Genomic DNA, 13,623 nt, shown 5'->3' on the forward strand with positions numbered 1-13,623 from the left:
AGTTGAAAGGATGACAGTGCCTGATCTGTTCGTGGACCTGCGGTCCGACACGGTGACCCGACCCACCGCCGGGATGCGGGAGGCGATGGCCACCGCCGAGGTCGGTGACGACGTCTACGGCGAGGACCCGAGCGTCAACGCGCTGGAGGCCGAGGTCGCCGCCTTGTTCGGGCACGAGGCGGCGCTGTTCGCCCCGAGTGGTTCGATGGCGAACCAGATCGCCCTGCAACTGCTGGTGTCGCCCGGCGACGAGTTGCTCTGCGACGCCGACGCGCACGTGGTCACGTACGAGATCGGCGCCGCGGCCGCGTACGGCGGGATCACCTCGCGGACCTGGCCCGCCGTGGGCGCGGACATCGACCCGGAGATGGTGGCCGGGATGATCCGACCGGACGGTTACTTCGCCGTCCCCACCCGCGCGATCGCCGTCGAGCAGACCCACAATCGCGGCGGCGGCGGGGTGATTCCGCTCTCGACCCTGCGGGATCTGCGCGGGGTCGCTGACGAGGCGGGCGTCGCGCTGCACTGTGACGGCGCCCGGATCTGGCACGCGCACGTCGCCGACCAGGTGCCGCTGATCGAGTACGGCCGGCTCTTCGACACGCTGTCGGTGTGCCTCTCCAAGGGCCTCGGCGCACCGGTCGGTTCGCTGGTGATCGGCAGCGCGGAGAAGATCGAACGTGCCCGGCTGATCCGCAAGCGGATGGGCGGGGGCATGCGCCAGGCCGGCATTCTCGCCGCCGCCGGTCGGTACGCGCTCGCGCAGCACATCGACCGGTTGGCCGACGACCACGCGAAGGCGGCCCGGCTCGCCGAGGCGGTCGCGCCGTTCGGTGTGTTGGCCACCACTGTCCGTACCAACCTGGTCGCGCTGGACCTCACCAAGCACACTCTGGACGCGCGGGCCCTGGCTGCCGCGGCGCGGGCCGAGGGCGTACTGATCTCCGTGCTCGGCCCCCGTACCGCCCGCCTGGTCACCCACCTGGGCCTCAGCGACGCGGACATCGACCGCGCCCTGGCAGCCCTACCCCGCATCCTCGCCGCGGCCTAAACCCCCTGACCCCAACCTCGGTGATCAAGAGATTCGCGTCAGATCCCGGTCGCCGGGTGACGCAAACCTCTTGATCAACAAGGTTGGGGTCAGGGGTGGGACAGGCGGGTGAGGGTGGCGATGTCGGCGGCGTGGCCCACCTGCTTCTCGCTGGGGGTTTCCACGACGGTCGGGACCCCAGCGGTCGCCGGGTGCGCCATCAGCTCGGCGAAGGCGGGCTCGCCGATGCTGCCCTTGCCGATGTTCTCGTGCCGATCCCGGGTGGAGCCGCACAGATCCTTCGAGTCGTTGGCGTGGACCAGCTGCAGCCGGTCCGCACCGACGGTGGCCACCAGGGTGTCCAGGGTCGCCGTCATGCCGCCCTCCGCCGCCAGATCGTGGCCGGCCGCCCAGGCGTGGCAGGTGTCGAAGCAGACCCCGAGCATGGGGTGCCCGTCCACCGCGTCCAGGTAGGGCCCGAGCTGCTCCACCCGGGAGGCCAGTGAGCGGCCCCCGCCGGCGCTCGGCTCGACCAGCAACATCGGCCCGCCAGCGGCGGCAGCCCAGTCGAGCAGCGGCAGCAACACCTCGCGGACCTGTCCCATCGCCGCCTCGGCGTGCCCCTCGTCCACCGAACTACCCGCGTGGAACACCACCCCGCGCGCGCCGATCGCCACGCCCCGACGAAGCGCGTGCGCCAGCGTCTCGGCCGACTTCTCGACAGTGGCCGGGGTGGGCGAGCCGAGGTTGACCAGCAGCGCGGCGTGGATGAACGCGGGAAGGCCCCGCTCGGCGCAACCGTCGCGGAACAGCGCGTCCTGCGCCGGGTCGCCGTCGGGCAGTGCCCAGCCTCGCGAGTTGGAGACGTAGACCTGCACCACCTGCGCACCGGTCGCGTCGGCGTACGGCAGGGCAGCCTTCGCCAGCCCACCCGAGGTCGGAGTGTGCGTGCCCACCGGCCGCGCGGAGATCGTCGGCATCAGAAGCACGTCAGGGTGACCGGGGTGCCGGGTGCCACCTGCGAATTCTCGCCCGGGATCTGGATCCGGACCACGGCGTTCGGGTTGATCGCCATCGTCACCGGGAAGCCCTGACCCTCCAACGCCTGCTTGGCCTGCTGGCACGGCAGGTCGATCACCCGCGGCATGGCGACCAGCGGTGGCCCCTTGCTGACGTCCAGCTTGACCTCGGTGCCCTTCTCCACGCCGGCGCCATCGGCCGGGCTCTGCCCGAGGATCTCGTCCCTCGGCTTGTCGGAGTCCTTGTAGGTCTCCTTCAACACCAGGTTGAGCTGGGCCAGGGTCGTCCGGGCGTCGGTCAGGCTCTTGCCGACCAGGTTCGGCACCGTCACCGGCGCCCTGCCCCGGCTCAGAATGAGGGTGACCTTCGCACCGGGCTTGACCTCGGTGCCCACCTTGGGGGAGCTGTCCACCACGACCCCGGCCGGCAGGCTGTCGTCGTAGCGGGCGGTGCCCCTGGCCACCACCAGCTTCACGTTGACCAGATCCGCCTCGGCGAGCTCGAACTCCTTGCCGATCACGTCCGGTACGGGGAAACGCTCCGGACCGAGGGAGAGGGTCAGGGTGATCGTGCCACCCTTGGCGATCTTGGCAGCGGACGCCGGGCTCTGCTCCAGCACGCTGTCCTTCGGGGCCTTCTCGTCGAAGCGCGGCTCAGCGTACTTGACGAGAAGCCCGCTGCGGTCGGCCCGCGCCTGCGCCTCGGCCTTGCTCAGGCTCACCAACTGCGGAGCGTCCGTGTAGCGGCCGACGCCGAACCACCAACCCCCGAGCGCGGCCACCAGGCCCAGCGTCACGACCACGGCCGCGACGGCCAGCCGGCCACGGGGGTTGCTCAGCACCGTGCTGCGCAGCGCGGCGAGCCGGGCGCCCAGGCCCTCCGCCGGCTCCGGGGCGGCCCGACGCCGCCCCGGCCCCTGGCTGCTGGCGCCCTCGGGCAGTCGTGCCCACGACGGGCGGTTGGGCGGCTGGACCGTCGCGACCATCATGGTCGGCTGGGAGAGCGACGGTGCGTCACTGATCGGGCGGAGTACGGCGGTGTGGCTGTTGGCGTCGCCCAGACGATCCCGGGCCACCTGCACCTCGGCCAACAACGCGCCGGCGTCCGCGGGCCGTGCTCCCGGGTCGCGGCGGGTAGCCCGCCGCACCAGGTCGTCGAGGACCGACGGCAGGCCCGGCACCAGCGTCGAGGGCGTCGGCACGTCCCGGTCGACGTGCTGCCAGGCGACGTCCACCGGGCGGTCCCCGTCGTACGGCACCCGGCCGGTGAGCATCTCGAACAGCACGATGCCGGCCGAGTAGACGTCGGTGCGCGGATCGGCGCGGCCCTCGGTGACCAACTCCGGGGCGACGTACGCCACGGTGGCCATCAGTTGGTTGCCCTGCTCCTCGTCGGCGCTCGCCTCGACCGCCCGGGCCAGCCCGAAGTCGGCCACCTTCACGACGCTGTCGACAAGGTTGGCGACGCCACCGGTAGGCGCCTCCGCGACCAGCACGTTCTCCGGTTTGACGTCGCGGTGCACGAGACCGGCCCGGTGCGCGGCAGCGATCGCGGCGAGCATCTGCTCGGCGATGGCCAGCGCCTCGTCCGGGTTGAGCCGGCGCCGCTCGGCCAGCACGTCACGCAGGGTGCGGCCACGGACGTACTCCATCACCAGGTACGGCAGGCCGGCGTGCGTGCCCTGGTCGTAGACCGCCACCACGTTCGGGTGGGTCAGCCGGGCGATGGTCTTCGCCTCGTCGGTGAACCGGGCCACGAAGTTGGCGATCCGGGCTCGTGCCTCGCTGGCCTGGGTCGGGTGAATGATCTTGACAGCGACGGTGCGCTCAAGGCGTTCGTCGGTGGCGGTGTACACGGTCGCCATGCCACCACGGGCCACGCGACCGCGAATGCGGTAGCGCCCGTCGATCAGCGAGCCCAGCAACGTGTCGGCGACCTGAGTGTCCATCGGCAGGCAGTCTATGTGTCCAGAGGGTGAGGGATGAACAGGATGCTACAGCCGTATGCCGAACCGGTCCGTCCCGCCGCGTTCTCCGCCCCTTGTTCGCTGGTCAGCGGCGATCAGGGAAGAGGACGCAGATCGGCCGCCCGGGGTGCCGGTGGCTCGTCGCGGCGGCGGCGTGGCAGGGTGGTCGGGTGACCGAACCCGTACCCGACCAGGCCGCGCCCGGCCTGGAACTCGCCGGCCCCACCGACCCGGCCGACTGGTTGACCCTGCCCGACGTCGCCGAACGCCTCGACGTGTCGATCAGCAAGGTGCACCAGATGATCCGTGACCGGGAGTTGTTGGCGGTCCGCCGCGACGGCGTCCGCCGGATCCCAGCGGACCTGGTTGCCAACCAGACCGCGCTCAAGCACCTGCCCGGCGTGCTCAATCTGCTCGCCGACAACGGCTACGACGACGAGGCCGTCCTGCGCTGGCTCTACGAGCCGGACGACACCCTCCCCGGTGCCACCCCAGCCGCCGCCCTCTCCGGCGACCAGGCCCGCGAGGTAAAACGCCGAGCCCAAGCCCAAGGCTTCTAACTCCCCACCCCACCCCGGCCCCCGGCCCCCGGCCCCCCGCCCCGGTTGATCATGAAGTTATTGCCAGCCCGCTCGGCGTGTCGTGGCAATAACTTCATGATCAACGCGGGCGCGGGCGCGGGCGCGGGCCGTGGGCGCGGGCCGTGGGCGGGAGGAGGGTGGGGTGGGTTAGTCGGATCGGCGGGTGGCGGCTATGGCCAGGTCTACCAGGGCTTGGCGGGCCTCGGTGTCGAGGTCGACGGCGCTCAGGGCGGCCAGGGCGGCGTCGGTGAGTGTGACGATCCGCTGTTCGGTACGGGCCAGCGCCCCGCTCTCCGAGATCACCTCGCGGAGCCGGGCCACCCCGTGCTCGTCCAGCGCCGGGTCGCCGAGCCGGCCGAGCAGCAGCTCGCGGCCCGCGTCGTCGGTGGTCTCCACGGCCGCCGCCACCAGGTAGGTGCGCTTGCCCTCGCGTAGATCGTCCCCGGCCGGTTTGCCGGTCAGCGCCGGGTCGCCGAAGACCCCCAGCACGTCGTCGCGGAGCTGGAACGCCTCGCCCAGCGGCAGCCCGTACGCCGAGTAGGCCGTCCGCACGTCCTCCGGCGCGTCGGCCAGCGCGGCGCCGAGCAGCATCGGGCGCTCGACGGTGTACTTCGCGGACTTGTACCGGGCGACCTTGCTGGCCCGTTCCACCGAGGTGTCCCCGGTGACCTGCGTGAGCACGTCGAGGTACTGCCCGACGGTGACCTCGGTGCGCATCTCGTCGAAGACCGGCCGGGCCCGGGCCAACGACCACAGGTCCAGGCCGGCGGAGTGCAGCAGCTCGTCGGACCAGACCAGGCACAGGTCACCGAGCAGGATGGCCGCGGCGTCGCCGAAACCGTCCGCGTCGCCGCCCCAGCCGGCCTCCCGGTGCCGGGTGGCGAACCGTCGGTGTACGGCGGGCTCGCCGCGACGGGTGTCGGAACGGTCCATCAGGTCGTCGTGGATCAGGGCGCTGGCCTGGACGAACTCCAGTGATGCCAGGGCGGTCAGCACCTGGTCGCCATCCAGCCCGCCGGCCCCCCGGAACCCCCAGTACGCGAATGCGGGACGCAGCCGCTTGCCGCCGCCGAGCACGAACGCCTCGATGGCCTCGGCCACCGGACCCAGAGCGTCGTCCACGGCGGCGAGCCGGACCCGTTGGCCGGCCAGGAACTCGGTGAGAGCCTTGTCGACCCGCTGCCGCAGGCCGGCGCGGTCGACGGGGGACACGGGAGCAGCGTGGGTCACGTCCCGACGCTAGCCGGTCGTCCGTGCTCGTGCTCCACCGCCACGCGTAGTCCCGCCGGTGCGGCCGGGTCCCGTCCGCCCGGCCGGTCGTGTGCCGGCCGCCGCCGCGCGGCCCGGCCCGGTGGCCCGCGTCGAGCTGGCCCGACGGGTGGTCGCGGCGGCCTCGGCGAGCACCACCAGCGGCACGTCCAGGACGACGGCGAGCCAGCCGAGCCAGAACCCGCCCGGCACGCGACGCTGTCGTTCCCACCGGGAAACCTCGTGCCGACTCAACGTCGGCACCCCGGCGGCGGCACACAACTCGGCGGCGGCTCGCTGCTGGCTCAAGCCCCGGTCCAGTCGGCACCGGGCCAGCAGCGGCCCGAGCTGCGCGGGGCGCGGCGATGTGGGCGGGATCATGGGTCCTCCTGGCGGGCGTCGGTGCGGTGACGACCCACCCGCCCGGCCGGACGGGAGCGGCGTCACCGCTCGGTTGCTGACCCCCGCGCGGGACCCGGGCCACCCCCGCCGCCCCTCCCGCACCGTCCCTTCCTACCTCGGAGGTACGACGCCTTATCCGGGCGAAGCAGCCCACCGGACCGGGGCGGCACCGGGCCGCTGGGTGGGAAGGGCCTGGGTCCTGGTGCCATCGACCGCTAGAGTCGGGTCGTGGCGCTCGGTCTTCCCTCGACACTCCCCAATCCGCAGCCGGCGATCGGGGAGCTCATCCGTGAGCACCAGCCGACCTTCTCGTTCGAGTTCTTCCCGCCCAAGACCGAGGCGGGGGAGCAGTTGCTCTGGCAGGCCATCCGCGAGTTGGAGTCCCTGCGCCCGTCGTTCGTGTCGATCACGTACGGCGCCGGCGGCTCGACCCGGGACACCACAGTGGCGGTGACCGAGCGGATCGCCACCGAGACCACTCTGCTGCCGATGGCCCACCTCACCGCGGTCAACCACTCCGTCGCCGAGCTGCGGCACGTGGTCGGCCGCCTCGCCGGGGTGGGGGTGCGCAACGTGCTGGCCGTTCGTGGTGACCCCCCGGGCAACCCGGGCGGTGAGTGGATCCGTCACCCCGAGGGCGTCGACTACGCCGAGGACCTGGTCCGGCTGGTGCGCGACGCCGGCGACTTCAGCGTCGGCGTGGCGGCCTTCCCGTACAAGCACCCCCGCTCGCCCGACGTGGCCAGCGACACCGCCCAGTTCGTCCGCAAGTGTCGGGCCGGCGCGGAGTTCGCGGTCACCCAGATGTTCTTCGACGCCGACGACTACCTGCGGCTACGTGACCGGGTGGCCGCTGCCGGCTGTGACACCCCGATCCTGGCCGGCGTGATGCCGGTGACCCAGTTCAGCACCATCGAGCGGTCCGTGCAGCTTTCCGGTGCGCCGTTCCCACCGGCGTTGGCGGCCCGCTTCGAACGCGTCGCCGACGACCCGGACGCCGTCCGCCGGCTCGGCATCGAGCAGGCCAGCGAGATGTGCCGCCGACTGCTGGACGAGGGCGTGCCGGGAATCCACTTCATCACCCTCAACCGGTCCACCGCGACCCGCGAGGTCTGGCAGAACCTGAAGGCCGGCGCCCGCGTGTGAACGATGCGCCTGCGACACCTGTTGCCCGGCACGACGGTTGATCCGTGGTGGGCACACAGCTGAACTGGGATCAGTACGCCACGGCGTGGGCGCGGTTGCACGGCGGGTTCGACCCCCGGGTCGCCGCGCCGGTGGTGCGCGCCTGGCTGCGATTCGCGTACCACGTCGGGTATGTGCTGGGTCGGCTGCGGGTCAGCCCCACCGCGGTGACCGTGGCCGGGGTGCTGCTCTGCTTCTGCGTACCGTTGCTGGTGGGCCGGCCGGGGGACGGGCCGTTCCTCGGCGCGCTGTTCGTGCTGCTCGCCGCCGTGGCGGACAGCGTGGACGGTGCGGTGGCGGTCGCCACCGGCCGCACCACCCGGCTCGGCTACGTCTACGACTCGGTCGCCGACCGGCTCGGTGAGGTGGCGTGGCTGCTGGCGTTCTGGCTGGTGGGAGCGCCGGGTGGGCTGGTGGTCGCGGGCGGCGCGCTGTCCTGGTTGCACGAGTACGTCCGGGCGCGGGCGGTCGCCGCCGGCATGCGGGAGATCGGCGCGGTGACAGTGGGCGAACGCCCCACCCGGGTTTCGGTGGCGCTGGCCGGCCTGCTGGTCGCCGGGCTGGCCGGGCTGATCGAGCCGGACCTGGCCGCTGGCACCATCACCATGGCGACCGCGGTCTGGGTGCTGCTGGCCGGTTTCGGCCTGGGGCAACTGCTCTCCAGCATCCGCCGCGCCCTGCTCGACGCCGACTGAGCGGGCCAGCCCGACGCCGACCGAAATCAGGTGCCAGGCCGGGTCTACCAGGCGGGGCCGATCTCGTCGGCGACGATCTGCGCGGAGAGGGTCACCATCGGCAATCCGCCGCCCGGGTGGGTGGAGCCACCCACCAGCCACAGCCCGTTCGCCGGGCCCCGGTTCGCCGGGCGGAGCAGCCCACCGGCGGTGCCGTAGATCGAGCCACCTGGCGCGCCGGTCGCCACGTCCAGGTCGGCCGGGGTACGGATCTCGCGGAACAGCAGCCGATCGCGCACGTCCACGCCGCGCCGCGCCAGCACGTCCAGGATCCGGTCGGCGTACGCGTCGGCCAGCCCCGGGCGCCGCCAGTCGACCGCGCCCGCCGCGGTGCCCTGCCGGGCGGCGTTGACCAGCACGAACCACGCCTCGTGTCCGGCTGGGCGGACCATCGGGTCGTCGGCCACTGTGACGAACACCGCCGGGTCGGCCGCCGGCCGGGCCCGTACGCCGCGCCCGGGGTCACCGAAGACCGCGTCGAACTCGGCGTCGTAGTCGTCCGGGAAGAAGACGTTGTGGTGGGCCAGCCCGGTGTTGCCGGAGACGCCGAGCAGCAGCACGAAGCCGGCGAGGCTGCGGTCGGTCAGCGCGGCCAGCCGACGCGGGTGCGGCAGCAGGTCACGGTAGACGGTGAGCGCGTCCACGTTGGCCACCACCACGTCGGCGGGCACCGGGGCGGTGACGCCGGCGAGGCGTACCCCGTGCACCCGGCCGCCGGTGGCGTCGATCCGGGTGACAGTGGCGTCGGTCTGCACGACCACGCCGAGGTCCAGGCAGCGGGTCAGCAGCGCGTCGGCGAGTGTGCCCAGCCCACCGCGCAGGTACCAGCCGCCGAAGGCCAGCTCGGCGTAGGGGACCGCGACCAGCGCCGCCGGTGCCCGACGTGGGTCGGCGCCGGTGTAGGTGGCGTACCGGTCCAGCATCATCCGCAGCCGCGGGTCGGACAGGTGCCGGCGGCCCAGGCCGCGCAGAGTGCGGCCCGGGGCGATGGCGGCCAGGTCGCCGACGCGCCAGGCCAGCGACGTGAGGTCGCGGGGAGAGTCGACGGTACGACGCAGGATGTCCCGTGAGGAGGCCTGCCACACCCGCGCCGCCCGCCGCCACAGCCGCTGCCAGTCGGCTGCCGCCCGGTCACCGAACGCGGCCCCGATCCGGGCGGTGAACTCCGCCGGGTCGGCGCACGAGTCCAGGGTCGGGCCACCGTCGGGAAAGACGTGCCGGACGATCGGGTCCAGTCCGACCAGGTCCAGGTATTCGTCGAGCTTCGCCCCGGTCGCCTCGAACAGGTCGTGGAAGACCTCGGGCAGGGTGAGCAGGCTCGGCCCGGTGTCGAAGTGGAACGACCCGGCCGGGGTGTCGTGCGCGTACCGGCCGAGCTTGCCGCCGACCGTGTCGGCCCGCTCGAAGACGGTCACCTGGTGCCCGGTAGCGGCCAGCCGGGCGGCGGTGGCGAGGCCACCCACCCCGGCGCCGACGACCACGATCCGCGCCATGCCGCGTCCTCCCTAGCTGACCGGGCGGCCCCGCCAGGTCAGGCGGCGTCGCTTTCGCAGATGGTACGACCGCAGGGTCAGCCAACCGAGGACCACGACCGACACGGGGTGTGCGAGCGCGTCGGGCCACCACCGGCCACCGGTCGCGCGGGCGGTGAGCACCCGTCCGGCCACCCCGAGCACGTACGCGGCCAGGCCCACGGCGGCCACCCTCGGTGCGCCGGCCGCCGCACCCGTCAGCGCGATCAGTGGTGGGGCGGTGTAGAGCAGCAGCAGCGCCGCCACCACGGCTGCCGCCGCGTCCGGGTGCCCGAAGGACGCCCAGAGCGACTTCGAGTACCCGTCGCGCAGTTGCGGCCAGTTGTCGTACATCCGGCAGGTGGCCAGCCGGGAGCCGTCGGCCAGGGCGATCCGCCCACCGGCCCGCTTGACCGCCCGGGCCAGCTCGACGTCCTCCAGGATCTTGTCGGCGACCGCGGCGTGCCCGCCGGCGGTGGTGTAGCCGGCCCGGTCCACCACCAGGAACTGCCCGCCCGCCGCGGCCAGCGACGGCCGCGACGAGCGCTCCATCGCGCGCAGCGGCAGGAAGGTCAGCCAGAGCCACTGCAACAGCGGCTGCACCAACCGGTCGCCGGCCGTCGCCACCACGATCCGGGGGTACGGCGACAGCAGCGTCACCCGGGCGGCGCGCAACTCGGTGACGGCAGCGGCCACGGCGTGCGGGGCGAGCACCACGTCGGCGTCGACGAAGACCAGCGCGGTGGCGTCCGGGTCGGCCCGGGTGGCCAGCTGCCAGCAGGCGTGCGGCTTGCCCAGCCAGCCCGGCGGTGGGGCGACCCCGGTGAGCAGCGTGACCCGGGGGTCGTCGCCGGCCACCGCGCGGACCACGTCGGCGGTACCGTCGGTGGACCCGTCGTCGAGGACCACGACGCGCAGCCCGGGTACGCCGCGCTGGGCCAGCAGGGCGCGCAGGCAGGGTGTGACCCGGGTGGCCTCGTCGCGCAGCGGCAGCAGCACGGTGACCGGCTCGTCGACGTCGCCGGGCCGGTCGGTGGGTCGGCGCAGCCACCGGGTGGCGTTGAGCCAGGTGTGCCCGGTCAACGCGGCGACGGCGATGAGCAGGGCGAGCAGGGCGGTCATCGGGTCGCGTCGACGCCGGGGCGGTGTGGCTGGTGGGTCTCCCGACCGGGGTCACCGCCCCGGCGGGCACGCAGGAGGGTCACCGCCAGGGGTACGGCGGTCACCGACATGCCGGCGGCGCCCCAGAGCGCCGAGGCGGGCAGGTCGAGGAAGACGGCGTGGGCCAGGATGCTGGAGAAGTACGTCCACAGGTAGAGCGCGACCATCGGGTGGTCCCGCCGGTCGGTGTGTTCGGCGGCCGGCCCGGCCAGCGGGCGTAGCGCGCTCATCATCAGCACGGCGAAGAGCAGCCAGCCCAGGTAGTTGCTGACCGGGATGCCGGCCAGGCCGGGCAGGGCCGGGGTGGCGTCGCGCCAGACCCAGTAGCCCTCGGCCACCATCTGCGGGTCGAGGAAGAGGTCCCAGGCGGCCAGCCCCACGGTGGCCAGCGCGATCCGCCCCACCCACCGCCCCACCGTCGACCCGCTGCCGCCGCCTGCCGACCCGCTGCCGCCGGCCGTTGCGGCAGTGCCGCCGGTCAGTCGGACCGCTGCCAGCCAGGCCGGCCAGGCCATCCAGGTCCAGGCCAGCGGAATGATCAGTGGCACGCCGGCCAGCTTGGGGCCCAGCTCTCCGGAGTAGTCGTAGCTGCCGAACGGCACGCCGGTGGCCACCCCGATCGCCTCGATCGCGAACCCGCCGCCGGTGGCCACCGCGACCAGCGCCGCCGCCACCCGTGGGCCCCGGCTGAGCAGCGCGTGGCCGACCGAGAGCAGCCAACCGAGGACGACGGTGGCCACTGTGAGCCCGGCCCGGGTGGCGCCGGTGGTGAGCGGGTAGCAGATCTGGGCGAGCACCAGGACGGCGAGCATCGTCCAGGAGATCCGCCGGGTCATGACGCCGGTGGCTCGAGCGGCAGATCCCGACCGAGTACGCCGAACGGTCGCTCGTCGCCGGGGAAGTGGAAGTCGCGCAGCACGTCGACGAAGCCGAACCGTCGGTACAACCGCCAGGCCCGCGAGGTCTGCTCGTCGGCCTCCGGGGTGGACAGCAGCACGGTGTCGCCCTCCGCCATGCCGAGCAGCGCGCGCAGCTGACCGGCGCCCAGGCCGTGCCCCTGCGCCGGTGGCCGGACGTGCAGCTCGACCACCTCGAAGCAGTGGGTGAGCCAGCGCGTGCGGGTCGGGGTGTCCAGCGCGCGGTGCACCTGGTCGTGCCACCACTGACCGGAGGCGCCCAGGTAGCCGTAGCCGAAGCCGGCGAGGTGACCCTCACTGGTCAGGCTGGCGACCGCCCGGAAACCCGGCCGGCGGACGTGGGTGGCGATGTAACCGCGCCGGGCCTCCAGCAGGTCGGTGCGGTATCCCATCGCCTCGCCGTAGACGGCCACCACGTCGTCCAGCCGCCGGACGAGATCGTCCGGCGTCCAGCGCACCAACCTCATGCCCGTCCACCCTTCACCGTTTCCGGGCCGCCGTCGGCGACCCATCCGAGCACCGACCGGTCGCCGACCACGTCGCGCACCTCGAACCGGGCGAACAGCTCCTCGGCGTACCAGCCCGCGGTGGGGGTTCGCATGATCGCCGCCCGATGCTCCGGGTGACGGTACGCGAACGCCACCAGGTCCGTCGGGGCGCGCCACACGCTCACCGTGCCCTGCCAACCCAACGGGGCCTCTCCGACCCCGAACCGGGCCAGCAGCCCGGGCGCGTCGCGCAGGGCGGCGACCACCGGCGGGATCGCCCGCCAGAAGGTGGCCGCCCGGCGGGCCCGCAGCCGGGCCCGGGTCAGTGCCAGCACCGGGCCGGCGACCCGGCCGCCCGACGGGTCGCCGAACGGCCGCTGGCCGGACCACTCGCCCCGGCTGGTCAGCGGGCGTAGGTCGATTCGCGCCTGGGCGTGGGCGATGCGCGCCCAGGCCCGCCCGACCGGCGAGTCGTCGAAGCCGGCCGCCGCGGCGGGAGAGTCCCAGACGGTCAGCGCCGCCCACCGGGTCAGGTCGGCGTCCCGTGGCCCGAAGTCGGTGCCGGTCCCGGTGCCCAGCAGCTTGCCGAACCGAACGCCGGGGAGGGCCCGCAACCGGCGGGGGTCCACCGCCATCCGGGTCAGCGCCCGGGGCAGCGCGCCGTGGGAGGTCCGCCACACGTGCAGCGTGACGAGCTCCGGGGCCGCGCTGACGTCGCCGCTGGGCCCGCTGGTTCGCTCGCTCCGCTCGTTGCTGTGCCCGCTGGTTCGCTCGCTCCGCTCGCTCACGCCACCTCGGCCGGGGTGCCGGCGGTGACCCGCAACAGCTCGGGGTAGGTGGTCGGGAAGACCGCCTGGGGTACGCCACCCGCGGCCCAGATCTCCGGGTACGCCGCCAGCGCCGTGTCCACCAGGGTGCGTAGCGGGTGCGGGTGCCCGAGTGGGGCGACCCCGCCGATCGGCTGCCCGGTGTGGGCCCGGACGAACTCCGGGGTGGCCCGGCGCAGTCGGGTGACGCCGATCGATGCCGCCAGGCCGGCGGTGTCGACCCGGTGTGCGCCAGAGGTGAGGACGAGCAGCGGAGTGTCGTCCGCGTCGAAGATCAGTGAGTTGGCGATCTGGCCGACCTCGACGTCGAGTGCCTCGGCGGCCGCCGCGGCGGTGTGCACCGCGTCGGGCAGCAGACGGACCATGCTGGGCTCACCGGCGCCGTCGAGAGTGCCGGCGGCGGTGAGCGCGTCCTGCACCGCCCGTACGTTCGGGTGTGGCTGCATCCCGCCATTCTTCCCGGTCCGCTGGTGGCCGGTTCAGCCGGCCGGCACGCTCGGCGCGTCACACGTTGCATTTTCGTCGGAGGGGAGGTGTACTGTCAGCAGCAGTT

General features: G+C 73.6%; 14 protein-coding genes. 4 read left to right on the forward strand and 10 right to left on the reverse strand.

The genetic code is table 11. The features are described from left to right. The first annotated feature begins 10 nt into the window (after window positions 1–10). Window positions 11–1,051 carry a threonine aldolase family protein gene (locus PSH03_RS25435; protein ID WP_247670366.1) on the forward strand — a complete coding sequence of 347 codons (1,041 nt, stop codon included), beginning with the start codon at window positions 11–13 and terminating at the stop codon, window positions 1,049–1,051. Window positions 1,052–1,140: 89 nt separating this feature from the next. Here PSH03_RS25435 and PSH03_RS25440 read toward each other — a convergent pair whose 3' ends face one another. Both PSH03_RS25440 and pknB read right to left on the reverse strand, forming a co-directional pair. Beyond that, window positions 1,141–2,010: a deoxyribonuclease IV gene (locus tag PSH03_RS25440; protein ID WP_238690613.1), complete on the reverse strand. Its 870-nt coding sequence runs from the start codon at window positions 2,008–2,010 to the stop codon at window positions 1,141–1,143. After that, a complete protein-coding gene (gene pknB, locus PSH03_RS25445) occupies window positions 2,010–3,998 on the reverse strand; it encodes a Stk1 family PASTA domain-containing Ser/Thr kinase (protein ID WP_238690614.1) in 1,989 nt (662 codons plus the stop codon). Before pknB ends, PSH03_RS25440 begins: the two co-directional genes overlap by 1 nt. 188 nt (window positions 3,999–4,186) lie before the next feature. Here pknB and PSH03_RS25450 point away from each other — a divergent pair, with 188 nt between their 5' ends. Next, window positions 4,187–4,576: an Rv2175c family DNA-binding protein gene (locus PSH03_RS25450; RefSeq protein WP_238690615.1), complete on the forward strand. Its 390-nt coding sequence runs from the start codon at window positions 4,187–4,189 to the stop codon at window positions 4,574–4,576. Window positions 4,577–4,744: 168 nt separating this feature from the next. Here PSH03_RS25450 and PSH03_RS25455 read toward each other — a convergent pair whose 3' ends face one another. Both PSH03_RS25455 and PSH03_RS25460 read right to left on the reverse strand, forming a co-directional pair. Next, the gene (locus tag PSH03_RS25455; protein WP_238690616.1) at window positions 4,745–5,827 is read right to left on the reverse strand and encodes a polyprenyl synthetase family protein; all 1,083 of its coding nucleotides are present in this window, start codon (window positions 5,825–5,827) and stop codon (window positions 4,745–4,747) included. Window positions 5,828–5,836: 9 nt separating this feature from the next. Beyond that, window positions 5,837–6,226: a helix-turn-helix domain-containing protein gene (locus tag PSH03_RS25460; RefSeq protein WP_238690617.1), complete on the reverse strand. Its 390-nt coding sequence runs from the start codon at window positions 6,224–6,226 to the stop codon at window positions 5,837–5,839. 249 nt (window positions 6,227–6,475) lie between these two features. On the opposite strand from PSH03_RS25460, the gene metF reads away from it, so the two are divergent. Together metF and PSH03_RS25470 are read left to right on the forward strand one after the other, a co-directional pair. After that, window positions 6,476–7,393: a methylenetetrahydrofolate reductase [NAD(P)H] gene (gene metF, locus PSH03_RS25465; RefSeq protein WP_112623915.1), complete on the forward strand. Its 918-nt coding sequence runs from the start codon at window positions 6,476–6,478 to the stop codon at window positions 7,391–7,393. Between the two features lie 44 nt (window positions 7,394–7,437). Next, on the forward strand, window positions 7,438–8,127 hold the full coding sequence (locus PSH03_RS25470; RefSeq protein ID WP_112582773.1) for a CDP-alcohol phosphatidyltransferase family protein: 690 nt from the start codon (window positions 7,438–7,440) through the stop codon (window positions 8,125–8,127). Between the two features lie 44 nt (window positions 8,128–8,171). On the opposite strand, the gene PSH03_RS25475 is transcribed toward PSH03_RS25470, so the two are convergent. The 6 genes from PSH03_RS25475 to PSH03_RS25500 all read right to left on the reverse strand — a co-directional run bounded on the left by PSH03_RS25475 (window position 8,172) and on the right by PSH03_RS25500 (window position 13,516). After that, a complete protein-coding gene (locus tag PSH03_RS25475) occupies window positions 8,172–9,659 on the reverse strand; it encodes a phytoene desaturase family protein (protein ID WP_238690618.1) in 1,488 nt (495 codons plus the stop codon). A gap of 12 nt (window positions 9,660–9,671) precedes the next feature. Continuing rightward, window positions 9,672–10,799: a glycosyltransferase family 2 protein gene (locus PSH03_RS25480; RefSeq protein ID WP_238690619.1), complete on the reverse strand. Its 1,128-nt coding sequence runs from the start codon at window positions 10,797–10,799 to the stop codon at window positions 9,672–9,674. Next, a complete protein-coding gene (locus PSH03_RS25485) occupies window positions 10,796–11,674 on the reverse strand; it encodes a carotenoid biosynthesis protein (RefSeq protein WP_238690620.1) in 879 nt (292 codons plus the stop codon). Before PSH03_RS25485 ends, PSH03_RS25480 begins: the two co-directional genes overlap by 4 nt. Further along, a complete protein-coding gene (locus PSH03_RS25490) occupies window positions 11,671–12,222 on the reverse strand; it encodes a GNAT family N-acetyltransferase (protein WP_210785723.1) in 552 nt (183 codons plus the stop codon). The genes PSH03_RS25485 and PSH03_RS25490 overlap by 4 nt, the downstream gene beginning before the upstream one ends. Then, entirely contained in the window at window positions 12,219–12,929 is a 711-nt protein-coding gene (locus tag PSH03_RS25495) for a monooxygenase (RefSeq protein ID WP_210785731.1), read from the reverse strand. The genes PSH03_RS25490 and PSH03_RS25495 overlap by 4 nt, the downstream gene beginning before the upstream one ends. Before the next feature lie 98 nt (window positions 12,930–13,027). Further along, the gene (locus PSH03_RS25500; protein ID WP_091407640.1) at window positions 13,028–13,516 is read right to left on the reverse strand and encodes a YbaK/EbsC family protein; all 489 of its coding nucleotides are present in this window, start codon (window positions 13,514–13,516) and stop codon (window positions 13,028–13,030) included. Between the last annotated feature and the right edge of the window lie 107 nt (window positions 13,517–13,623).

It is taken from the genome of Micromonospora salmantinae (assembly GCF_022230905.1).
GTDB lineage: Bacteria > Actinomycetota > Actinomycetes > Mycobacteriales > Micromonosporaceae > Micromonospora > Micromonospora salmantinae.